The 21,175-nt window shown below is 67.5% G+C and carries 19 protein-coding genes; 5 read left to right on the top strand and 14 right to left on the bottom strand.

What is annotated here, in order from left to right; all coding sequences use genetic code 11:
- Nucleotides 1-3: 3 nt before the first annotated feature.
- Together ACO073_RS01125 and ACO073_RS01130 are read right to left on the bottom strand one after the other, a co-directional pair.
- Entirely contained in the window at nucleotides 4-885 is an 882-nt protein-coding gene (locus ACO073_RS01125; protein ID WP_421994406.1) for an LLM class F420-dependent oxidoreductase, read from the bottom strand.
- Nucleotides 886-896: 11 nt separating this feature from the next.
- Nucleotides 897-1,847, bottom strand: a complete 951-nt coding sequence (locus ACO073_RS01130; protein ID WP_421994408.1) for an LLM class flavin-dependent oxidoreductase — start codon at nucleotides 1,845-1,847, stop codon at nucleotides 897-899.
- A gap of 61 nt (nucleotides 1,848-1,908) precedes the next feature.
- Here ACO073_RS01130 and ACO073_RS01135 point away from each other — a divergent pair, with 61 nt between their 5' ends.
- Nucleotides 1,909-2,946, top strand: a complete 1,038-nt coding sequence (locus tag ACO073_RS01135) for an LLM class F420-dependent oxidoreductase (protein WP_421994410.1) — start codon at nucleotides 1,909-1,911, stop codon at nucleotides 2,944-2,946.
- An 11-nt stretch (nucleotides 2,947-2,957) separates the two neighbouring features.
- Nucleotides 2,958-3,827, top strand: a complete 870-nt coding sequence (locus ACO073_RS01140) for an LLM class F420-dependent oxidoreductase (protein WP_421994412.1) — start codon at nucleotides 2,958-2,960, stop codon at nucleotides 3,825-3,827.
- A 79-nt stretch (nucleotides 3,828-3,906) separates the two neighbouring features.
- Here the strand turns inward: ACO073_RS01140 and ACO073_RS01145 are convergent, their stop codons facing one another.
- From ACO073_RS01145 to ACO073_RS01165, 5 genes are all read right to left on the bottom strand, one after another.
- Complete coding sequence (locus ACO073_RS01145; RefSeq protein ID WP_421994414.1) at nucleotides 3,907-5,001, bottom strand: amidohydrolase family protein; 1,095 nt, start codon at nucleotides 4,999-5,001, stop codon at nucleotides 3,907-3,909.
- A gap of 5 nt (nucleotides 5,002-5,006) precedes the next feature.
- On the bottom strand, nucleotides 5,007-5,696 hold the full coding sequence (locus ACO073_RS01150; RefSeq protein WP_421994416.1) for an alpha/beta fold hydrolase: 690 nt from the start codon (nucleotides 5,694-5,696) through the stop codon (nucleotides 5,007-5,009).
- Nucleotides 5,697-5,708: 12 nt separating this feature from the next.
- Complete coding sequence (locus ACO073_RS01155; RefSeq protein WP_421994418.1) at nucleotides 5,709-6,599, bottom strand: NAD(P)-dependent oxidoreductase; 891 nt, start codon at nucleotides 6,597-6,599, stop codon at nucleotides 5,709-5,711.
- 144 nt (nucleotides 6,600-6,743) lie between these two features.
- Nucleotides 6,744-7,517: an SDR family NAD(P)-dependent oxidoreductase gene (locus ACO073_RS01160; RefSeq protein ID WP_421994420.1), complete on the bottom strand. Its 774-nt coding sequence runs from the start codon at nucleotides 7,515-7,517 to the stop codon at nucleotides 6,744-6,746.
- Nucleotides 7,517-7,867 carry a hypothetical protein gene (locus ACO073_RS01165; protein WP_421994422.1) on the bottom strand — a complete coding sequence of 117 codons (351 nt, stop codon included), beginning with the start codon at nucleotides 7,865-7,867 and terminating at the stop codon, nucleotides 7,517-7,519. Before ACO073_RS01165 ends, ACO073_RS01160 begins: the two co-directional genes overlap by 1 nt.
- Nucleotides 7,868-7,937: 70 nt before the next feature.
- Here ACO073_RS01165 and ACO073_RS01170 point away from each other — a divergent pair, with 70 nt between their 5' ends.
- Nucleotides 7,938-8,792: an LLM class F420-dependent oxidoreductase gene (locus ACO073_RS01170; RefSeq protein ID WP_421994424.1), complete on the top strand. Its 855-nt coding sequence runs from the start codon at nucleotides 7,938-7,940 to the stop codon at nucleotides 8,790-8,792.
- 1 nt (nucleotide 8,793) lies between these two features.
- Nucleotides 8,794-9,852, top strand: coding sequence for an LLM class flavin-dependent oxidoreductase (locus tag ACO073_RS01175; protein WP_421994426.1), 1,059 nt, complete (start codon nucleotides 8,794-8,796; stop codon nucleotides 9,850-9,852).
- Nucleotides 9,853-9,924: 72 nt separating this feature from the next.
- Here the strand turns inward: ACO073_RS01175 and ACO073_RS01180 are convergent, their stop codons facing one another.
- The 7 genes from ACO073_RS01180 to ACO073_RS01210 all read right to left on the bottom strand — a co-directional run bounded on the left by ACO073_RS01180 (nucleotide 9,925) and on the right by ACO073_RS01210 (nucleotide 17,845).
- Entirely contained in the window at nucleotides 9,925-10,386 is a 462-nt protein-coding gene (locus tag ACO073_RS01180) for a nitroreductase family deazaflavin-dependent oxidoreductase (RefSeq protein ID WP_421994428.1), read from the bottom strand.
- A gap of 16 nt (nucleotides 10,387-10,402) precedes the next feature.
- Nucleotides 10,403-11,314 (bottom strand): SMP-30/gluconolactonase/LRE family protein, encoded by a 912-nt coding sequence (locus ACO073_RS01185; protein WP_421994430.1) that lies wholly within the window; start codon nucleotides 11,312-11,314, stop codon nucleotides 10,403-10,405.
- Between the two features lies 1 nt (nucleotide 11,315).
- Nucleotides 11,316-12,404 (bottom strand): LLM class flavin-dependent oxidoreductase, encoded by a 1,089-nt coding sequence (locus ACO073_RS01190; protein WP_421994432.1) that lies wholly within the window; start codon nucleotides 12,402-12,404, stop codon nucleotides 11,316-11,318.
- A gap of 274 nt (nucleotides 12,405-12,678) precedes the next feature.
- Entirely contained in the window at nucleotides 12,679-14,991 is a 2,313-nt protein-coding gene (locus tag ACO073_RS01195) for a xanthine dehydrogenase family protein molybdopterin-binding subunit (protein ID WP_421994434.1), read from the bottom strand.
- Nucleotides 14,988-15,470 (bottom strand): (2Fe-2S)-binding protein, encoded by a 483-nt coding sequence (locus ACO073_RS01200; protein ID WP_421994436.1) that lies wholly within the window; start codon nucleotides 15,468-15,470, stop codon nucleotides 14,988-14,990. The genes ACO073_RS01195 and ACO073_RS01200 overlap by 4 nt, the downstream gene beginning before the upstream one ends.
- A gap of 16 nt (nucleotides 15,471-15,486) precedes the next feature.
- Complete coding sequence (locus ACO073_RS01205) at nucleotides 15,487-16,368, bottom strand: FAD binding domain-containing protein (RefSeq protein WP_421997367.1); 882 nt, start codon at nucleotides 16,366-16,368, stop codon at nucleotides 15,487-15,489.
- Nucleotides 16,369-16,750: 382 nt separating this feature from the next.
- Complete coding sequence (locus ACO073_RS01210; RefSeq protein ID WP_421994438.1) at nucleotides 16,751-17,845, bottom strand: mandelate racemase/muconate lactonizing enzyme family protein; 1,095 nt, start codon at nucleotides 17,843-17,845, stop codon at nucleotides 16,751-16,753.
- A gap of 1,536 nt (nucleotides 17,846-19,381) precedes the next feature.
- Here ACO073_RS01210 and ACO073_RS01215 point away from each other — a divergent pair.
- Entirely contained in the window at nucleotides 19,382-21,121 is a 1,740-nt protein-coding gene (locus ACO073_RS01215) for an AIPR family protein (protein WP_421994440.1), read from the top strand.
- Nucleotides 21,122-21,175: the final 54 nt, after the last annotated feature.

The raw sequence follows: 21,175 nt of genomic DNA on the forward strand, positions 1-21,175 counted from the left end.
AGATCAGGCCTCCGCGAACGGACGGATCACGCGCTCGCCGAAGCGCGCCAGGCTTTCCTCGAGGTTCGGCATGAAGGGGCCGACCGGCAGCACGATGCGGCCGATGCCGTGGCGCTTGCGCTCCTCGATGGCGGTGCCCGGATCGACGGTCGAGCTCGGCAGCAGGTCGGGACAGCCCGCCAGCATCTCGATGGCGCCGGGATCGCGGCCGGCCTCGGCGGCGGCGCGCCGCGCCACGTCGAACAGCGGCAGCGTGTTGAGCGGCGAGCCGATCGAGGGGAAGAAGCCGTCGCCCAGCCGGCCGGCCCGCCGGGCCGCCGCCTCCGAATGGCCGCCGACGATGATGGGCACGTGGCCGAACGGCTTGGGATTGCAGCTCACTTCCTGGAACTTCACGAACTCGCCGTCGAAGCTCGCGCCGTCGCCGGCCCACAGCGCGCGCATGGCGCCGATATACTCGTCGGCACGCTTGCCGCGACGCTCGAAGGGCACGCCCATGGCCGCGAACTCCTCCTTCAGCCAGCCGACGCCGATGCCGAGCTCGAACCGGCCGCTGCTCATGAAGTCGAGGGTCGCCACCTGCTTGGCCAGCACCAGCGGATCGCGCTGCGGCAGGATGATCACGCCGGTGAGGAAGCGCAGCCGCGTCGTCACCGCCGCGGCGTAGGCGATCCAGATGAGCGGATCGGGAAAGGCGCCGCCGCGGCCGACCGGCAATCGACCGGTCGCCGAATAGGGATAGGTCGAGCTGTAATTGTCGGGGAAGACGACATGGTCGACGGCCAGCACCGAATCGAAGCCGGCCGCCTCGGCCAGGCGCGCCAGCCGCGCGGCGCCGGCGAAGTCGGGAAAGGTGTTGTTGCCGAAGTGCAGGGAGAATTTCATGGGTCGCTCCCTCACCAGCCGAGGTCGCGGCGCATCTGCGCCGCCATCTCGAGATGCCGGTCGTGGTCGCCGGCGAAGCGCAGCACCAGATGGGTGACGCCCGCATCGATGTAGGACTTGATCCAGGCCTTGGCCGCGTCGGGCGTTCCCGCGAAGCTTCGCTGCATCCGGCGCGTCTGCATCGGGTCGACGCCGTAGTAGCTGCGCAGAAAGGTGTTCAGCGTCTCCTCGGCGCGCTTGGCATCGTCGTCGATCGACAGCGTCACGTACTGCGCCGCCGTCAGCGACGCGGGATCGCGGCCGGCGGCCTTGGCGGCGGCAACGACCTCGGCCCATTCCCGGGCGTAGTTCTCGGGCAGGGCCGAGCTCGGGAACCAGCCGTCGAACAGCCGGCCGGCGCGCTCGCGCGCCGCGGTGACCGCGCCCGCGACCCAGATTGGCGGCCCGCCCGGCCGGTGCGGCGTCGGTCCGAGCACGCTGTCCTTCAGCGTCCAGCGGCCCTCCGACCCCGGCTTCGGCCAGGTCACGGGCTTGCCCGACCACAGCGCGCGGCAGAGCGCCATGCCCTCGACCAGGCGGCCGACCCGCTTTTCGAACGGCACACCCGCCGCCGTGAACTCGGCCCGCACGTTGGGCACGTCCGGCGCGATGCCGACGCCCAGGATCAGCCGTCCCTCGGCGATGCGGTCGAGGGTCGCCACCTGCTGCGCCAGGACGACGGGATTTCGCAGGGCAGGCAGGAGCACCGCCGTGCCGAGCTCGGGCCGGCGCGTGCGCGCGGCAACGGCGGCCAGAAGGGTCAGCGGATCGTGGCGCGGCCGCGCCAGCAATGAATCGCCCACCCACAGCGAATTGAAGCCCATCGCCTCGGCCTTCTCGGCCAGCGCCAGCAGCGAGGCGGTTGCGTCCCGCCCCTCCATCACGCGCTCGCGCGTCGGCAGGAGGTACCCAACTCGTGGCATGGCGTTTCCTCTGTCTGGTTCCTTGTTGGTATAGTTTGCGCGTCGAGTGGAGGAAACGGCAATGAAATTGGGCCTGTCGATCGGCTATTCCCGCGCGCACCTGGATATTCCGGTTGAGCTCGTCCAGCGCGCCGAGGCGCTCGGCTACGATTCCGTGTGGACGGCCGAGGCCTATGGCTCCGACGCCGTGACGCCGCTCGCCTACCTCGCCGCGCTGACCAGGCGCATCAAGCTCGGCACCGGCATCATGCAGCTCGCGGCCCGCACGCCGGCCAACGCCGCCATGTCGGCCGCCACGGTCGACGCCATGGCGGGCGGCGGCCGCTTCATCGCCGGGCTCGGCGTGTCGGGGCCGCAGATCGTCGAGGGCTGGTACGGCCAGCCCTGGGGCAAGCCCTACTGGCGCATCCGCGACTACGTGACGATCATGCGCAAGATCTTCCGGCGCGAGGCGCCGGTCACGCACGACGGCCGCGAGATCGCCCTGCCCTATACCGGGCCGGGCGCCATGGGCATCGGCAAGCCGCTGAAGTCGATCCTGCACATGAACCCGGACCTGCCGATCTACCTGGCGACCGGCAACGAATCGACCGTCAAGCTCACCGCCGAGATCGCCGACGGCTGGCTGCCCATGGGCTTCATGCCGGGCGCGATGGACGAGTATCGGCCGTGGCTCGAGGAAGGCTTCCGCCGCGCCGGCAACGGCAAGAGCTACAAGGACTTCTCGATCATCGCCTCGGTGCATGTCGAGGTCGACAATGACGTGAAGGCGGCGCTGGCCCGCCTCAAGCCCGAGGTCGCGCTCTATGTCGGCGGCATGGGCCACAGGAACAAGAACTTCCACAACGACATCATGGTGCGCCGCGGCTTCGGCGACGCCGCCCAGCGCATCCAGGAGCTCTACCTTGCCAAGCGCAAGGACGAGGCGATCGCCGCGGTACCCGACGAATGGGTCGACATGAAGTCGCTGGTCGGTCCCCCGGCGCGCATCCGCGAGCGCTACCGCGCCTGGGAGGATTGCGGCGCCGACACGATCAGCGTCCGCTCGCTACAGCCCGAGGCGGTCGAGGTCATGGCCCAGGCCGCGCGGCTGAACTGAAGGAGAGAGAGATGAAAGTCGGAGTCTTCGCCACCTTCATGTCGCCGCTGGCGACGCCGCAGATGATCGTCGACTTCGCCCGCCGCGCCGAGGCGGGCGGGCTCGATTCGATCTGGATGGGCGAGCACGTGGCCCTCTTCGACCGCAACACCTACGGCTATCCCGGCTCCAAGGACGGCCGCATTCCCGTGCCTGAAGGCGGCGGCATGCTCGACGTCACCGCGACCTTCGGCTTCCTCGCCGCGGCGACCAAGACGCTGCGCTTCGGCACCGGCGTCGCCCTCGTGCCGCAGCGCAACCCGATCTACACGGCCAAGGAGATGTGCACCCTCGACTGGCTGTCGAACGGCCGGCTCGACTTCGGCATCGGCGTCGGCTGGAACAAGGAGGAGGTCGAGGCCTGCGGCTACCGCTGGGAGGATCGCGGCAAGCGCTGCGACGAGTTCCTCGAGGTGATGCGCCGGCTGTGGACGGAGCCGGTGGTCGATTTCAAGGGCAAGTGGCTGGCCTTCGAGACGCTGCGCATGGATCCCAAGCCGATCCAGAAGCCGCACATCCCAATCATCGTCGGCGGCTATGCCGATGCCGCCTTCGACCGCGCCGTGCGCTTCGGCGCCGGCTGGTACGGCTTCAACCTCGACCCGGCGCGGACGAAACAGATGCTGGCGAAGCTCGATGCCGCCTTCGCCAAGGCCGGCCGCAAGCGCACGCCGGCCTACGAGATCATCGTGACGCCGCCGATGAACGCCGGCCCCGACACGGTGAAGGCCTATGCCGACCTCGGCGTCCACCGCCTGGTCGTCAACCTCGGCAGCCAGCGGGCCGAGAAGGTCGACCAGCGCCTGCCAGAGATCGAGACCTTCGTGAAGCAGGCGGCGTAGGTCTTCGTCTTCCGGACCGCGAGCCTCCGGCTCGCTCAACCTCATGAGGCAAGCCGGAGGCTCGCGGTCCGGAAGATGATCACAGCCCCAACCGGTACACCCGGTTGGCGGTGCCGCTGAAGATCGCCGTCTTCTCGTCGGCCGAGGCGCCGGCGGTCAGGCGCTTGAGCGCGTTCCACAGCGCGCTCGCGCCGATGCCCATCTTCTCGACCGGGAAGTTGCTCTCGACCATGCAGCGGTCGGGACCGAACAGGTCGATGCAGGTCCTGACGTAGCGGCCCCAGTGCCCGGCCAGCTCCTCCGAGGAGGGCGGCGCCGGCAGCATCATGTAGTCGTAGGCCGCCAGCCGCATCATCACGCCGCCCAGCTTCACCACGACGTTGGGACAGGTCGCGAGCTCGGTCATGGACTTCTTCCAGTCGGCGAAGACCTCGTCCTTGCGGCCGGCATAGGGGCCGTATCCCAGCGGGCCGCCCATGTGGCACATGACGATGCTGGCATCGGGGAAGGCGCGGGCGAGCTCGATCGCGTCGCCGAGCTGCGGATGGAACAGCCAGGCATCGAGCACCAGGCCCAGCCGCTCGAGCTGCTTCATTCCCGCGCGAACCTCCGGGCGGCGGTACTCGCCCGGTCCCGACACGCCGTGGCTGTTGCCGATGATGGGATCGGCATCCCAGCCGGCCGAGTAGCGGATGCCGCGGAAGCGGCCACCGCCGGCGGCGATCTCGGCCTCCAGCACCTCGGCGACACGCTCGCCCAGCGCCAGGTCGGCATAACCCACGATACCGCGGCAGAGGCGGGCCGGGCCGTAGCGGCCGCTGTCGCTCATGGCGGCGACGCCGGCCACGAACTCGACCTCGCCGACCGGCTTCATGGCCTCCGGCCCGCGCGCGCGGTACATCGAGCGGCACTCCTCGAACACCGTGGCCACGATATTGTGGCCGCAGTCGATGTCGGCCAGCAGCTCGTCGAGCAGGTAGCGATGGCGCGGGAAGTCCCACAGATGGTGATGGGTGTCGACGATCGGCAGGTCGGGCTCGAGCACGGGCTCGGCCGGCGCCCTTGCAAGCCAGGCATCGTCGGGCTTGAAGATGCGGCCGAAGCGGGCCGGCTCGCCGCGCGCGGGCGCGCCCTGGAACATCGAGCCCAGGTCCGAGGGGGTCTCCTTCGCCATGGCGTTCAGCCCTCCGCGATCAGCCGCGCGAGCGCCGCGGGCTCGCTCAGCATGGGATAGTGGCCGGTGTCGAGCTCGTGCCAGCGGGCGCGCAGCGTCTCGGCGGCGCGGCGCTGGTGCGCCAGCGGCGGGTTGGGACTCTGCTTGCACCAGACCACCGAGGTCTCCCACGGCAGGTCCCAGAACCGTTCGAGCCTGACCGGCAGGGTCATCGGACCGATCGGATGCATGCTGCAGCGCTCGACCGCCCAGGCGCGCAGCGCCGGGTCGAAGTCCTTGAACAGTCGGTTCTCGAAATCCTCGCGCGTCTGGCCCGTGGTCAGCTCGGTGCTGACCGCGGTCGGCCGCTTCACGATGTCGGGCAGCGCCTCGCCGTCGCGCAGCGCCAGCGCGTCGGCGAAGACCAGGCGGGCGACGCGCTCGCGCGCCCGCTCGGCGGCCCGCGCCATCACCATGCCGCCGGTGCTGGTGCCGACCAGGACGACGTCCTTCAGGTCCTCGTGGAACAGCAGGCCCGAGATCTCCTCGGCCTGGCTCTCGGTGGTGATGCCGGGCCGCACCTGCTCGCGGCGCTCGCCGCAGCCGTCGAGCGTCGGCGTCAGCACGCGATGTCCCTTGTCCCGCAGCGCCTCGCCCGTGGGCTTCCAGATCCAGCCGCCCTGGTAGGCGCCGTGGATCAGCACGAAGGTGGTCATGTTTCCGTCCCCCTACTTCTTCACGGTCACGCCGGCCATCTGCTCGAACACCTTGACGACCGCCGAGCCGTCCTCCTTGTTGAGGCCGCGGGCGCGGGCCATCTGGTAGACCTGCTGGCTGAGGTTCGCGAGCAGCACCGGCACGCCCAGGCGCTTGGCGAAGGCGGTCTCCAGCTCCTGGTCCTTGTAGGAGATATCGATCGTGCCGCCGGGCTCGTAGTCGCCCGCCAGGATGCGCGGAACCCGAAGCTCCCAGGCGGCGCTGGCGCCGGTCGAGACGCGCACCACCTCGTAGATCGTCTGCGGGTCGAGCCCGGCCTTGACGCCCAGCACCAGCGCCTCGGCCACCGCCACCGTGTTCACCTGGACCAGCATGTTGTTGACCAGCTTCATGGCAAGCCCGCTGCCGAGCGGCCCGACATGGAAGGTGCGGTTGCCCATGGCGTCGAACAGGTCCTGGCATTTGGCGACCGTCTCGGCGTCGCCGCCCACGATCACCGACAGATCGCCCGACTGGGCGCGACCGGTGCCGCCGCTCACCGGCGCGTCGACCATGGCGATGCCCCTGGCCTTCAGCGTCTCGGCCAGCGCGCGGGCAGCGAAAGGATCGATGGTCGACATGCAGACCACGACGTGGCCCGCCTTGGCGCCCTTGATGATGCCGCGCTCGCCCGCGATCACGTCCTGCGCCTGCTCGGTCGTCTCGACGATCAGGATGGTGCGGTCGACCGCGGCCGCCACAGCCTCGGCGTTGCCGGCGAGCTCGGCGCCGGCCGCGCGCACCGCCGCCGTCTTGCCCTGGTCGATGTCGTGCACCACCAGCTTGTGGCCCGCCTTGGCAAGGTTGAGCGCCATGGGTCCGCCCATGGCGCCGAGCCCTATGAATCCGACCTTTCCGGCCATGTTTCTCTCCCCCTCTCTTTCTTGCATTCCTTCGCTTTTCCTCCTCTCCCCCGCTAGGGGGAGAGGTTGGGTGAGGGGGGTACAGACGAACCTTTCCCCCTCACCTAGCCTCTCCCCCTAGCGGGGGAGAGGAACCTGAGCTGATCAAACCCCTCCCGTCACGTCGATCGTCAGGCCGGTCACGAAGTCGGCGTCCGACGAGGCCAGGAAGCAGATCACGTTGGCCTGGTCGGCGGCCTCGGCGACGCGGCGCAGCGGCGTGCGCTCGATCTCCTCGGCCTGCGCGGCCTGCGAGCGCGCCTCCCAGTGCGGCCGGATGCGCTCGGTGAGCGTCACGCTGGGCGCAATCGCGTTGACGTTGATTCCGTCGGGTCCCAGTTCGTAGGCCAGCTTGCGGGTGAAGGCGATGATGCCGCCCTTGGCGGCGGCGTAGGCGCTCGAGCTGTTGAAGCTCAGCCCGCGGCCGGCGATCGACGCCAGGTTGACGATCTTGCCGCTGCGCCGGGCGCGCAGGGTCGGGATCACCGCGTGGGTGCACAGGAAGGTGGCGTCGAGGTTGAAGGCGATCAGCTTCTGCCAGTCGGCGAAGCTCAGCTCCTCGGTGGTGGCGCGCGGATTGGCGATCACCGTGCTGCCCCCGACGGCGTTGACCAGGATGTCGATCGTGCCGTGGTCGCGCACCGTCCCGGCGACCAGCCCGTCGACCTGCGCGGGATCGAGCGCGTCGATCAGCGCCCCCTCGACCCTGCCGCCGCCGGCGCAGGCGCCCCGAAGCGACGCCACCGCCTCGTCCAGCCGGCCCTGATGGTTGTCGGCGGCGATCACCGTCGCGCCCTCCCGCACCATGATCGCCGCGGTGGCGCGGCCGATGCCGTTGGCCGCCGCGGTGATCGGCGCCACCTTGTTGCGGAAGCGCATCAGATGACCTTGCGCACGATGTGATGGCGGTTGGTCGTGTAGGGCCGCACCTCGGCCGGCCAGCGGCCCTGCTCGCCCGCCTCCGCCCATTCCTTGCTGAGCAGCACGTCGGGACTGTCGATCTCGTAGATCGCCATGTAGGTCGGCGCGCCGGCGCCGTCGAGCACCTTGCGCTGCCCGCCGATGTTGAACGAAGCCGGCTCGGTCTTCATGCGCGTGACACCGCGCACGCCCGGCACCTTGGACAGGAGCGGCACGTGCTCGGTGTCGTAGACCTCGTTGAACAGCGCCTCCTTGTCGGGAGCGACGTCCATGCTGACGATGAACAGGTACCTGGCGGCAATTGGCATGTTCCCCTCGCGCTCCGATGGCTAGGATGGCTTCCGGCAGGAAGCAAAGACCATCGAGGGGGGATCGGCCATGAAAATCGGCGCCGTGATGTTCTTCACCACGGAATCCATGCAACCCGCGCCGCTGGCCCGGCTGCTGGAGGAGCGCGGCTTCGAATCGCTCTGGGTGCCCGAGCACACCCACATCCCCTCCTCCCGCAAGACGCCCTACCCGGCCGGCGGGCCGCTGATCCGGCCCTACTACGACATCATGGACCCGTTCCTGGCGCTGAACACGGCGGCCACCGTGACCACGAAGCTGAAGGTCGGGACCGGCATCGCCCTGGTGGCCCAGCGCGACCCCATCGTCACGGCCAAGATGGTCTCGACCCTCGACCAGCTCAGCCGCGGCCGCTTCCTGTTCGGCGTCGGCAACGGCTGGAACCAGGACGAGATCGAGAACCACGGCACCGACTTCGCCAGCCGCCACAAGCTGGCGCGCGAGCGCATCGAGGCCATGAAGGCGATCTGGACCCAGGAGGAGCCCGAGTATCACGGCGAGCTGGTGCGCTTCGACAAGATGAAGCAGTGGCCCAAGCCGTTCCAGAAGCCGCACCCGCCCATCATCGTCGGCGGCGTCTTCCCCTATGCGGCGCGGCGCGCCATCCGCTACGGCGACGGCTGGATCCCGCGCGCCGACCGGCTGGAGAAGGACGGGATCGGCGTCATCCTCGACAAGTTCCGCGTCATGGCGAAGGAGGCCGGCCGCGACCCGGCGAGCCTGCCCATCACCATCTTCCGCGTGCCCGACGTGCTCGACCAGCTGAAGTTCTGCCAGGAGATCGGCGTCGACCGCGTCACCTTCACGCTGCCGGCCGAGAGGGAGGACAAGATCCTGCCCATCGTCGACCGCTGGTCGGAGCTCAAGCGGCAGCTGGGCGACTGACATGACCGTCGGATTCGGCCTGTCGCTCAGCTTCCAGATCCATCCCGGGCTGGGCGAGCGCTGGGACACGCCCTATCGCGAGAGCCTGGAGCTGGCGCGCGAGGCCGACCGGCTGGGCTTCGATTCGATCTGGGCCAGCGAGCATCACGGCGAGGCCGACGGCTACTGCCCCTCGCCCGTCGTCGCCTGCGCGGCGCTGGCCGCCGCCGCGCCGCGCTGCCGCATCGGCCAGGGCGTGGCGCTGGCGCCGCTGCACGGCCATCCGCTGCGGCTGGCCGAGGACCTGTCGGTGGTCGACAACCTGTCGGGCGGCCGCCTCGAGATCGGACTGGGCCAGGGCTACCGGCCGGCCGAGTTCGAGAGCTTCGGCTGGAACTACGCGACGCGCACCCGCGCCTTCGAGGAATCGCTCGACGTGCTCGGCCTCGCCTGGCGCGGCGAGCGCTTCGACTACGAGGGCCGGATCTACCAGGTGAAAAGTGGCCTGCTGCGGCCGCCGCCGCTGCAGCCGGGACCGCTGCCGCTGTGGATCGGCGCCGCCGCGCCCAAGGCGCGCGCCCGCGCCGTGCGCCACCGCGCCGGCCTGATCGTGGCGCCGCTGATCGAGCTGAAGCACCTCGCCCGGCAGATCGAGTCGTTCGACGCCGAGGCCGAGCGGCAGGGCGCCGGGCCGCTGCCGCACGCGCTGATGCGCGAGGTGCTGGTCGGCCAGTCGGCGGCCGATGCGATCGAACGCCACCGGCCCTTCATCGACCATGTCTATCGCGTGCAGTACGCCCCCGAGCGCACCGGCCAGACCTGGATCGATCCGGCGACCGGCGAACGCAAGCCGATGATGAACGACAATCCGCACTATCTTTCGGAGGCGTTCCAGCAGGACCGCTGGTTCCTCGGCACGCCCGAGGAGATCGCCGACAAGCTGATCGCCTGGCTGCCGAAGTTCGCGCTCCGGCACTTCATCTTCCAGGGTCGCCAGCCCGGAATGACGCTGCGCCATGCCGTCGACAGCCTGGAAGCGATCGCCAGCGTGCTGCCGCGGGTGCGGGCGGCGCTGGCCTAGTCTTCCGGACCGCGAGCCTCCGGCTCGCCTCATCGCCATGAGCGAGCCGGAGGCTCGCGGTCCAAAAGAGACTCAGTTGATCGGGTCGAGGACGACGACCGGGATCTCGCGGTCGGTCTTCTTGGCGTAGTCGGTGTAGGGCGGCCAGAAGACGATCGCGTCCTTCCACAGCTTCGCCCGCTCCTCGCCGGTGGCGGTGCGGGCGCGGGCCTTCATCTTGTCCGTGCCGACCTGGATCTCGACCTCGGGATTGGCGAGGATGTTCTTGTACCAGCCGGGATGATCCGGGGCGCCGCCCTTCGAGGCGACGATGAAGTAGCTGTTGCCGGTCTTGCCGTAGAACAGCGGGAACAGGAACTTCTCGCCCGACTTGCGGCCCTTGGTGACGAGCAGCAGCGACGGCACGGTGAGCTTGCCGACGTTGGGCACGTCGACCGTGTACATGTGGCCGTCCTTGCCGCCGCTCTCGAGGTAGCGATGGGTATGGTCGAGCATCCACTGCGGCAGGTTGGGGGCGAGCTTGGCTTCGGTCATGAATCGTCTCCGGGGCTCATGTGAAATTGAGCTTAAGACCAGGTGTCGCCCATTGCATGGTGCCGAGCTGGCCACTGTCAGAGAGGGTTATATAGGCAGTCCGCCGGTCGCTGCCACCGAAGCAGATGTTCGTCGGGTAGATGTCCGGCATCTTGACCGCGCGCACCACCTTGCCGTCGGGCGAGAACTCGGTGATGTGGCCGGTCGTCAGCGTGGCGACGCAGATGTTGCCGTTCTCCAGCACCGCGATGCTGTCGAAGCGCGCCGGCCCGGGCAGGCCGCCCAGCACGCGGCCGCTGTGATGGGCGAAGGGCGCGGGCTTCGCCAGCCGGCCCGGCCCCTCGACCGCGAAGGCGAGCAGCGAGGCGCTCTCGGTGTCGGCGACGTAGAGGGTCTTGCCGTCGGGCGACAGGGCGCAGCCGTTGGGGCTCAGCACCGGATAGGCGATGCAGACGATCTGCGAACCGTCGGGCTTGGCATAGTAGACGCCGCCATGGTCGCGATGGCGGGCGAAGCGCTTGCCCAGGTCGGTGAAGTAGAAGCCACCCTCGGTGTCGAACACGAGGTCGTTGGGCGCCGAGAGCTTGTGGCCGTCGCATTCGGTGTAGAGGGTCGTCGCCGCGCCGGTCTTCGGATCGAGCCGCTGGATCGTGCCGCCGGCATAGCCTTCGTACGCGCCCTGGCTCATCGAGGTGCCGGCGACGTAGCGGGCGCCGCCGTTGTTGCAGAGGTAGAGCGCGCCGTCGGGCCCGAGCGCGAGCCCGTTCGGGCCGCCGCCGCACTCGGAGAAGACCGAGACCTTGCCGTCCGGCGCCACGCGCGAGCAGCGGCCGTTGCGGATCTCGGTCAGGATCACCGCGCCGTCGGGCATGACGACGGGTCCCTCGGGAAAGCCGAACCCCTCGGCCAGGATCTTGATGTCGCTCATGTCACGCCGCCGCCTTCGCCGGTTCGGGTTTCCACGACTGCACCACCGGCAAGACTTCCTTGGCGAACAGGCGGAGGCCGCGCTCGCTCACCTCGAAGGGCGTGCCGCCGAAGCGGAAGGCGACGTTCATCTCGAAGTCGCCGATCGCCTTCCGGCGCGCCTCGAGGCCGCGCAGGATCTTGTCGGGCGAGCCCCACGACGCCGCCTGCATGAAGCCCGCGACGGCGCCTTCCAGCCCGCCCTTGCGGGCGATCTCGGCCTTCTGCTGGTAGGCGTCGTAGCCCTTCACCGTCTTGAAGTGCTGGCCGAGGAACTCGTAGTGGTGGAAGTTGCTCTCGACGAACTTGCCCTGGTAGCGGCGCGCCTCGTCCTCGATGTCGGCATTGCTGCCGCAGACGCAGAACTCGGTGAGCATGATCGTGGGCGCCGGCGTGCCGTGGTACCTGGCGTGCAGGCTGCGGCCGAGCTCGATCTGCGGCAGGCGCATTTCCCACGGCCGGTCGGCGAACATCACGATGTGGGCGCCGAGCTTCGCCGCCGAATCGACGGAGTCCTCGCTCGAGGCGACGGCGTAAATGCGGCCGTCGAACGAGTGCTGCGGCCGCGGGCGGATCTCGATGCGCGGCTGCCGGTAGTACTTGCCGTCGCCTTCCATGAAGCCGGTGCGCAGCGCCTCGATGATCATCGGCGCGGCCTCGTCGAAGCGGCCGCGCGATTCGTCCATGCTGAGCCGGAAGGCCTCGAACTCGCGGCGCGCCAGCCCGCGGCCGAGGCCGAGCCGCAGGCGGCCCTTGCTGAGCAGGTCGAGCACGGCGGCATTCTCGGCGACGCGCAGCGGGTCGTGCCAGGGCAGGATGACGGCCGCCGTGCCGACGTCGATGTCCGGGCAGAGGGCGCAGAGATGCGTCATCAGCGCCAGGTTGTCGGGCACGAAGGAATAGTCGTTGAAGTGATGCTCGGCCGACCACAGGCAGTCGAAGCCGAGATCGGCGGCCAGCCGCGCCAGCCGGATCTCCTCGTCCCACACGCGCTGGTCGGAGCAGTCGTCCCAGCCGTAGCTGGAGAAGACCATCATCATGCCGACGTCCATGGTCGTTCCTCCGGATTTTTCTTTTCTGTGTTTTCTACCCCTCCCCACGCAGTGGGGAGGTGGCCTGAAAGGCCGGAGGGGTCATGAGCAGCAGCGTTGGCGCTCATGACCCCTCCGCCCTCGTATGACGAGGGCACCTCCCCTTCGCGGAATCCGCGAAGGGGAGGAAATCAGATGGGTGTTGTCGTTGGTGCGTGTCATGCCCCCTCACCTGGCCTCTCCCCCAAAAGGGGGAGAGGAACATGAGAGAGGGACGAGGTGTTGGTGCCGCCCGTTACTCCGCGGCCATCTTCATCGGCGCGGCGGCGTCGAGGGCTTCGGAGAGGCGGGGTGGGGACATCGGCAGGTCGGTCATGCGCACGCCGGTGGCGCGGGCGATGGCGTTGCCGACGGCGGCGGTGGGCGGGACGATCGGTACCTCGCCGACGCCGCGCACGCCGTAGGGATGCGTGGGGTTCGGCACCTCGACCAGGATGGTCTCGATCATCGGCAGGTCCGAGGCCACCGGCATGCGGTAGTCGAGGAAGCCCGCATTATCGAGCCGGCCCTTGGCGTTGTAGATGTACTCCTCGTTCAGCGCCCAGCCGATGCCCTGCACGGCGCCGCCCTGGAGCTGGCCCTCGACATAGGCCGGATGGATGGCGGTGCCGACGTCCTGGGCCGCGGTGTAGCGGCCGATATGGACGCAGCCCGTGTCGGGATCGACCTTGAGGTCGCAGACATGGACGCCGAAGCCCGGGCCCGCGCCCGTGACGTTGAGCTGGGCGTGGCCGTTGATCGGCCCGCCGGTGCGGCCGGCCTGGGCGGCGATCTGGGCGATCGACAGCGGCTCGAACTCGCCGACGTTGGAGCCGGCGGGCTTGGCCATGCCGTTCTCCCAGGAGACGGCGTCGGGATCGACCTTCCAGATCTTGGCGGCGCGGACCTTGAGCTCGCGGATCAGGTCGCGCACCGAGTTCACCACCGCGAGGCCGGTGGCGAAGGTGACGCGGCTGCCGCCGGTCACGAAGTTGAAGCCGATCGAGGCGGTGTCGGCGATGATCGGCCGGACCTTGTCGTAGTCGACGCCCAGCTCCTCGGCCGCCATCAGGGCGAGCGAGGCACGGCTGCCGCCGATGTCGGGATTGCCCGAGATCACCGTCACCGATCCGTCCTCGCCGACATGGGCCGCGGCGCTGGAATCCGCACCTACGTTGAACCAGAAGCCGGCCGACACGCCGCGCGCATAGCCGTGCTTCACCGGCGCGCGGTAGTGCGCCGAGTTCTTCACCGCCTCCAGCGTCTCGATCATGCCGATCGTGTCGAAGGTGACGCCGTAGGCCGTCTTGGTGCCCTTCTTCGCCGCGTTCATCAGGCGGAGATCGATCGGGTCGATGTCGAGCTCCTGGGCCAGCATGTCCATGGTGGACTCGACCGCCCAGGCCGAGATCGGCGCGCCGGGGGCGCGGTAGGCCGCGACCTTGGGCCGGTTGCTGACGACGTCGAAGCCCTCGATGTGGACATTGTCGATGTCGTAGCAGGCGAAGGAGCACATGCAGGCCGGGCCGACCGGCGAGCCCGGGAAGGCGCCCGCCTGCATCTCGACCGTGCAGGTCGCGGCGACGATGCGGCCATCCTTGCGCGCGCCGATCTTCACCTTGACGTTGCCGCCGGGCGCCGGGCCGGAGGCGCGGAACACCTCCTCGCGGCTCATCGCCATCTTCACCGGCTTGCCGGCCTTCTGGCTGAGGCGGATCGCCACCGGCTCGAGATAGACGACGGTCTTGCCGCCGAAGCCGCCGCCGATCTCGGTCGCGGTGACGCGGATCTGCGAGGTGTCGAGGTTGAGCAGGCGGCTGCAGAAGCCGCGCACCTGGAAGTGGCCCTGGGTGGTCGACCAGAGCTGGACCTGGCCGTCCTCGCTGGCGCTGGCCAGCGTCGCGTGCGGCTCGATATAGCCCTGGTGCACCGGCTGCGTGGTGAAGCTCTTCTCGATCACCACCTCGGCCTGGGCGAAGGCGGAACCCGCGTCACCCTTCTTGAACTCGATGCGCTTGGCGATGTTCGACGGCGTCGTGGCCGGCGGCTGGGCGCCCTCGGTCAGGAGATGGTCGTGCAGCACCGGCGCGTCGGGCTTCATCGCCTCGGCGACGTCGATGACGTGCGGCAGCACCTCGTAGTCGACCTTGATCAGCGTCAGCGCCTGCCTGGCGATGGCCTCGCTGGTCGCGGCGACCGCGGCGACGGCATGGCCCTCGTAGAGCGCCTTCTCGCGCGCCATGATGTTGCGCGTGACGTCGCGCAGGTTCACCTGCATCTCGCCGGCCGGCACCGTGAGGTTGGCCTGGTCGGGGAAGTCCTTGGCCGTCACGACCGCCTTCACGCCGGGCAGCGCCTCGGCCTTCGACGTGTCGATCGAGCGGATGACGGCATGGGGATGCGGGCTGCGCAGCACCTTGCCGATCAGCTGGCCGGGCAGGTTGAAGTCGGCGCCGAAGCGGGCGCGCCCGGTCACCTTGTCGGCGCCGTCCGGACGGTCCGGACGGGTGCCGATCCACTTGTACTTGCCGTGCCCATTGGGGCCCTTGGCGTTCGGAGAAGTGCTCATTCGGCGGCCTCCCTCATCTCGGCGGCCACGTCCATGACCGCGCTGACGATCTTGTCGTAGCCCGTGCAGCGGCAGAGGTTGCCGGCCAGCCAGTAGCGGACCTCCTCCTCCGTCGGGTTCGGGTACTTCTCCAGCAGCGCCTTGGAGGCGATCAGGAAGCCCGGTGTGCAGATGCCGCACTGCAGCGCGGCCAGCTCGATGAACTTCTTCTGCAGCGGATGCAGCTTCTCGCCGTCGGCCATGCCCTCGATGGTCTCGATCTTCATGCCCTCGGCCTCGGCCGCGAGCGTGAGGCAGGAGCAGACCAGCCGGCCGTCGGCCATGACGCTGCAGGCGCCGCAGTCGCCGGTGCCGCAGCCTTCCTTGCTGCCGGTGAGGCCGAGCGTGTCGCGCAGGACCTCGAGCAGGGTCTGGTTGGCGTCGCAGAGGAACTCCGTCGGCGCGCCGTTGATCGTGGTGGTGACGTGGATCTTGGCCATGGTGAGCGCTTTTCCCTTAAACCGGTCGGTGTCCCTTGTGCTCGATCCCGTTGATGCGGTCGCGAGCGATCATGGCGGCGCGCTTCAGCAGCACGCCGGCGATCTTGGTGCGGTACTTGATGGTGCCGCGCTTGTCGTCGATCGGCTTGCAGGCCGCCGAGCAGGCGGCCGCGGCCGCCTCGAGCGCGGCATCGTCGAGCGTCGAGCCTTTGAGCGCCTTGCCGGCGTCCTCGACCAGCAGCACGGTCGGCGCCACGGCGCCCAGGCCGACGCGGGCATCGACGCACTTGTCGCCCTTCATGGTGAGCGAGACGCCGACGCCGACCACGGCGATGTCCATCTCGGTGCGCGGGATCAGGCGCAGGTAGGCGTCCGACGCGCCCTTGGACCGCTTGGGCAGGGTGAGGCTGACCACGATCTCGCCGGGCTTGAGCGAGGTCTTGCCCGGCCCGACCGCGAATTCCTCCACCGGGATCGAGCGCTTGCCCGTCGTGCCCTGGATGTTGACGGTGCAGCCCGCGGCGACCAGCGCCGGCACGCTGTCGGCCGCCGGCGAGGCGTTGCACAGGTTGCCGCCGGCCGAGGCGCGGCCCTGGACCTGGGTGGAGCCGATCAGGTTGATCGCCTCGACCACGCCCGGCCAGGTCTTGCGCAGCTTCTTGTGCTCGCCGATCACCGCCGCGGGCGTCGCCGCGCCGATGACGAAGCCGCCGCCCTTCTCGGTGATGGAGACCATCTCCGGGATCTTCTTCACGTCGACGATGACGCCCGGCGCCACCATGCCCGACTTCATCTGCACCAGGAGGTCGGTGCCCCCGGCCAGGATGCGCCCCTTGCCCTTGGCCTCCAGCATCAGCTTGGCGGCGTCCTTGGCATTCTTGGCGACCTTGTACTGCACGTCCGTCATGCGTCTGCGTCCCCCCTCGATTCGCGAATTGTCACTAAGGCTTGTATCCAAGCGGACTGCACGCCCGAGGGCAAGCCGCCCGTGCCGCTCCCGGCCCGAAATCGCTCCGTGGACACGATTCGCTTTCGCATCCCGCGCGCAAGCGGCCTTTCCCGAGGCGCGGAGTCGGCTTTTGTGCACTGCCCCCTCACCTGACATGAAGGGGATTTCTGGACACCGGAGCGTCCAATAATTGGTTCCGAATGCCGTCGTCTCGACCGAGGGCCGCAGGCCCGAGCGGAGAGACCTTGCCTGCCGAATACAGCCGCAAATCGTCGAGAGAAGGTCTCTCCGCTCCGCGCTGCGCGCTCCGGTCGAGACGACGGAAAGGGGATCACGCCCTGAACGCCTTGATCGCCTTCTCGTCGAAGCGCAGGCCCAGGCCCGGCGTCTGCGGCAGCACGAGGTGCCCGTCCTCGATCTTCGGCGTCTCCTCGTAGAGGCAGAGCATCCAGGGCATGTACTCGACCGTGAGGCCGTGCGGGCAGGCGGCGACCAGGTGGACCAGGATCTCGGGCATGACGTGGCTGACGATCGGCAGGTTGAAGGCCTCGGCCATCGCGGCGACCTTCATCCATTGCGTGACGCCGCCCACGCGCGCGAGGTCGACCATGACGATGTCGACCGAGCGCGCCTCGATCATGTGGCGGAAGGGCACGATGCCCCAGACATACTCGCCGCCGGCGACCGGCGTCGGCAGCGCGGCGGTGACGCGCGCCAGCCCGGCATAGTCGTCGAAGGTGGTGACGTCCTCCAACCAGAAGAGGCCCACCCCCGCCTCGTGCACGCGGCGGCCGATGTCGATCGCCTGCTCGGGCCGCCAGCGCTGGTTGATGTCGCACATCAGCTTGATGTCGGGCCCGATCGCCTCGCGCACCACCTGCACGCGGCGCAGCTCGTCGGCCGGCGAGGGATCGCCGGGCAGCGCCATCTGGGTCTTCATCTCGCGGAAGCCCTTGTCGAGCAGGATGCGCGCGGCCTTCTGCGCCTGGTCGTCGGAGAGGCCGCGGCGCAGCGCGCCCGAGGCGTAGGTCGGCACGCGGTCGCGATGGCCGCCCAGCAGCTTCCACAGCGGCTGGCCGAGCGCCTGGGCGCGGATGTCCCACAGCGCGGTGTCGACGGCGGCGAGCGCGAGCGTGAAGATCCCGCCCGGCCCGCCGGCATCGCCCGTGCGCAGCTTCGCGATGATGGCCTCGATCCGCATCGGGTCCTCGCCCACCGTCGCCGCCGCCAGGTCCTCGACCGCGGCGTGCAGGCTGCGCGTCAGCCGCCCGCCATAGAGCGTGACCCCGATCCCCTCGAGCCCGGAATCGGTGCGCAGCCGCAGCACGACGATCGGCCGCTTGCGCCCGGCCTCCTCCGGCATGTTGGCCAGCGGATCGTCCTCCGGCACGAGGAGGGTGAGGGTCTCACAGGCGGCGATCTTCATGCGGGCGTTTCCTCTTGGGGCGGCGATTGTTGAGGGTGGGGCGGCGGTTGTCATCAGCGGCGGCCCCTCCGAGATCTGTCGCCCGCCCTCCCAAGATCTTTCGCTCGCCCACCCACGACCGTCAGGCGAGCCCACCCGCGGTGTCATCCCGAGCGCAGCGAGGGACCTTTCTCCGGCCGCCAACGTTCGCGACGGCTGCCGATGGGTTCTCACCAACTATAACTCAAGTCATCTTCCTCCTCAACGGCGGCGCTCCGGCAAACACCGCCGCGCAACAAACTTGCGACTTTTTGGGCTCCAGGAGGCACCACCCATGGCCGGCGTGACCACGCTCCCCACCAGCCCTTGTCCAGCCGACGACCGATGCCGTCACTGCCGTCAGACGGCGGAGAGGTTCGTTCCAAGACCCTCCGACGCCCCTTCCCGCGCGCGTTCCGGTGCCCCGAGAAACTCGGCGGCAAAAACGTTAGATGCCGGCAAGCCCACGCTCTAACGTTTTCCCCGTGAGCCGAAATCTGCCGCAGCGAGAGGCCTTTGGCCGGCAGCATGACCGCACGCTGCTGGCCACCGAGCGCAAAGCCCTGCCACGTCGCGAGGCCGGACCGACCCCATCGCCGACTCTGCGAGCGATGCGCCATCCCGGCAGGCCCTGCCGCGCGCCAGGGCGCGCCCGTCCCCAGCGCCTCGCCGCCAGGCGCCATCGTTCGCAGCGCCGCCGAGAGCGCACGTGTTCATCCGTTCCTCCATGGTCTTCGGGTCTGTCGACCCGGATCAGCCAGCCATGCCACCGACGCCTGGACCGGCGCGCGCCGGAGCGTGGTGGCAGAAGGCAGGCAGCGGACAGTCCCCTGCCCGGACGAAACGGACCGGCGTTCCCACGATCGCCCCGCTGGACGGCTTGCCGCCCCTCATCCGTCTCCGGTTGCCGAGCGGCGCCCCTGAAGGCGCAGCAGGTCCGGACGCGATGCGGGTCGGTGTCGTCTTCGCAGAGGCAAGTCGCGAGTGGTCGCCATCGGCGGCCATGGTGCCGATCCTCCGAAAGGGCATCGGCAGCGATAGGCCGCAATTCCCGGCGAGAAAGTCAAGGCGCTCACACGGGAAGGCCTCAGGGCATTAGTCGGCAAGGCCTACAAGCGCCGAAGACGTCTGATAGCCTGACTGCACGAGCCAACCCCTTTGGGAAAAGCCATAAGATTCCAGAGATTCCAACGAGAGGACCGCACGCGAATAATCGGATGGCCCGGCCCTGTCGCCGAGATGGCAGATGCGCCACAGCATCGATTTCGTCAGCCGCAAAGGTAAAGTAGTCGACCGACGCGATCTTCGACAACATCCTCTCGCTCCCCCGAACCGTCTGAAGCTGTGAGAACGGTACACCTTCAAATGCGCCCGGCTCCTGTGCACCCCGAAAAACACGGCTGCCGGACGCCGTTACTATGGGCTCTCGTGAGCCGCCTCGCGGCAGGTGACGCCCTTCTTGCGTAGGTTGTGCATCCTTGCAATGCTGCCCTTGCCGTCAATTCAAGGTGGGAATCTTTGCAAAGCATTGAGTGGCAGCAGCTGCTTGTACGTCTGAAGCAGGCAAAAGATGAGTTCTCTTGCGATGATGACGGGCACGCATTTGCGTATGCGTGCGCTCGGGAAATCTTCGCTGTCTCTGGCGATGACCTTGAAGACGCGGTTACCGATGGAAGCCAAGACTTAGGCATAGATGCTGTTCTGATAGACCAGACAGGTCTTATTCCGCATATCCACCTCATGCAATGCAAGCTTCACAAGACGATCGAGAGCGCTAGCAAGAAGTCGTTTCCAGGCAATGAGGTAAACAAGCTTATTGCCTTCTTTGATAGTTTATTCGGCAATCCCCAGGCGCTGAAGAACCAAGCAAACCCCAAGCTTCAAGAGCGCTTAGAAGAGATCGAGTCTCTACTCAAATCGACAGTGCCAAGCTTTACAATCTACCTAGTTTCCAATGGACAACCGCTTGCTGTGCAGGACGCAGCAAAACTTAGCGCATTTTGTACTAAGACGAATTGCTTGAACTGGAAACAGTTCTCATCACGTGAACTTCTGGAAATTCTAATCTCGCCACGCCGCGGCAATACGCAGAGATCTTTTCAAGCGTCAGGAATGCCCGGCAATGAGCGATCTGATGGCAGTATACGCGGCGTAACCGCAACGGTCTCCATCGAGGAACTTTTCAAGCTAGTAAGGTCGGACTCCGACCCGGATCTGATTAATAGGAATCTATTTGATGAGAACTTCCGCATCTACCTCGGCGTTCAAAATGAGATTAATAATCGAATTTTTGATTCGGCAATTAGACAGGAGAATGCAAAATTTTGGTATCTCAACAATGGGATCACAGTTGTCTGCGATCGCTATTCCTATGTGAAGGGTCGCACTGATCCAGTTTTCACGATCAGCAACCCACAAATCGTGAACGGCTGCCAAACCGCAAATGTCCTGTTCGAGGCCTATCGACAACACCGGGAACGCGCGGCTGGCGTTACTGTTCTAATTCGACTCTGTGAGACCACTGAGAAGACGACCTTTGAAGAGATAGCAAATGCCACAAACACCCAAACGCGGATCGAAGATCGCGATCTTCGAGCGAATGACGATGTCCAAAAGCGGATCGAAGATATTCTCCAAAGCCTCGGGTATCACTACGAACGAAAGCGGGGTCAGTATGCAGAGAAGGCATCGGACCGGCGAGTTGATGCACGAAAATTTGGCCAGATTATCTGGGCAGCGCTACTCGGCGAGCCTCATTTCGCCAAGACACGATCCGATGAAATCTTTCGTTCCGACTACGGTCGTGTGTTTTCGACAAGTCTGGATGTGCGAACCGCGGTAGATGCATTCGCGTGCTTTCAGATGATCGAGAAGCAGCGATTTCTGGAGGATCGTGGAGTTCGTTATCGAGGCGCCAAAGCAGCTCGCGCAAGATTGCTCGCCTATGGGTCCTTCCACATATTGTATGCAATGCGGCAGGTGGCAAAGCATCGGCAACTGAAATTTCACTTCGAGAACGTCAACGTTCTGCTCGATGAAGCGATACGGACAATGGAAACGGTCGTGGAGACCGCGAAGGACGTAGCCTTTTATGAGCTCTTTCGTGACGGAAGAACCACCGATCGAATTAATCAAGTTCTCTCAGGTTCTTTCGGTCCACAACTCAGCCTTAGGCTTGTCCCGCCAGTGCAAGGCGGCGACGAGCGCCCGAGAGCTGGTTCTACAAAAGCGCAAAGTAAGCGTCGAGGAGGTCGATAGCTTCTTGCACTCATGGCCGGGACAGAGGAGCGGGGACAAGGGGAAACTCAGCAC

The organism is Reyranella sp., assembly GCF_965229815.1.
Taxonomy (GTDB): Bacteria; Pseudomonadota; Alphaproteobacteria; order Reyranellales; family Reyranellaceae; genus Reyranella.

Bases quoted from the DNA above. Each gene is read 5' to 3' on its own strand.
- ACO073_RS01125 (WP_421994406.1), bottom strand. From the start codon at position 885: ATGAAATTCTCCCTGCACTTCGGCAACAACACCTTTCCCGACTTCGCC.
- ACO073_RS01130 (WP_421994408.1), bottom strand. From the start codon at position 1,847: ATGCCACGAGTTGGGTACCTCCTGCCGACGCGCGAGCGCGTGATGGAG.
- ACO073_RS01135 (WP_421994410.1), top strand. From the start codon at position 1,909: ATGAAATTGGGCCTGTCGATCGGCTATTCCCGCGCGCACCTGGATATT.
- ACO073_RS01140 (WP_421994412.1), top strand. From the start codon at position 2,958: ATGAAAGTCGGAGTCTTCGCCACCTTCATGTCGCCGCTGGCGACGCCG.
- ACO073_RS01145 (WP_421994414.1), bottom strand. From the start codon at position 5,001: ATGGCGAAGGAGACCCCCTCGGACCTGGGCTCGATGTTCCAGGGCGCG.
- ACO073_RS01150 (WP_421994416.1), bottom strand. From the start codon at position 5,696: ATGACCACCTTCGTGCTGATCCACGGCGCCTACCAGGGCGGCTGGATC.
- ACO073_RS01155 (WP_421994418.1), bottom strand. From the start codon at position 6,599: ATGGCCGGAAAGGTCGGATTCATAGGGCTCGGCGCCATGGGCGGACCC.
- ACO073_RS01160 (WP_421994420.1), bottom strand. From the start codon at position 7,517: ATGCGCTTCCGCAACAAGGTGGCGCCGATCACCGCGGCGGCCAACGGC.
- ACO073_RS01165 (WP_421994422.1), bottom strand. From the start codon at position 7,867: ATGCCAATTGCCGCCAGGTACCTGTTCATCGTCAGCATGGACGTCGCT.
- ACO073_RS01170 (WP_421994424.1), top strand. From the start codon at position 7,938: ATGAAAATCGGCGCCGTGATGTTCTTCACCACGGAATCCATGCAACCC.
- ACO073_RS01175 (WP_421994426.1), top strand. From the start codon at position 8,794: ATGACCGTCGGATTCGGCCTGTCGCTCAGCTTCCAGATCCATCCCGGG.
- ACO073_RS01180 (WP_421994428.1), bottom strand. From the start codon at position 10,386: ATGACCGAAGCCAAGCTCGCCCCCAACCTGCCGCAGTGGATGCTCGAC.
- ACO073_RS01185 (WP_421994430.1), bottom strand. From the start codon at position 11,314: ATGAGCGACATCAAGATCCTGGCCGAGGGGTTCGGCTTTCCCGAGGGA.
- ACO073_RS01190 (WP_421994432.1), bottom strand. From the start codon at position 12,404: ATGGACGTCGGCATGATGATGGTCTTCTCCAGCTACGGCTGGGACGAC.
- ACO073_RS01195 (WP_421994434.1), bottom strand. From the start codon at position 14,991: ATGAGCACTTCTCCGAACGCCAAGGGCCCCAATGGGCACGGCAAGTAC.
- ACO073_RS01200 (WP_421994436.1), bottom strand. From the start codon at position 15,470: ATGGCCAAGATCCACGTCACCACCACGATCAACGGCGCGCCGACGGAG.
- ACO073_RS01210 (WP_421994438.1), bottom strand. From the start codon at position 17,845: ATGAAGATCGCCGCCTGTGAGACCCTCACCCTCCTCGTGCCGGAGGAC.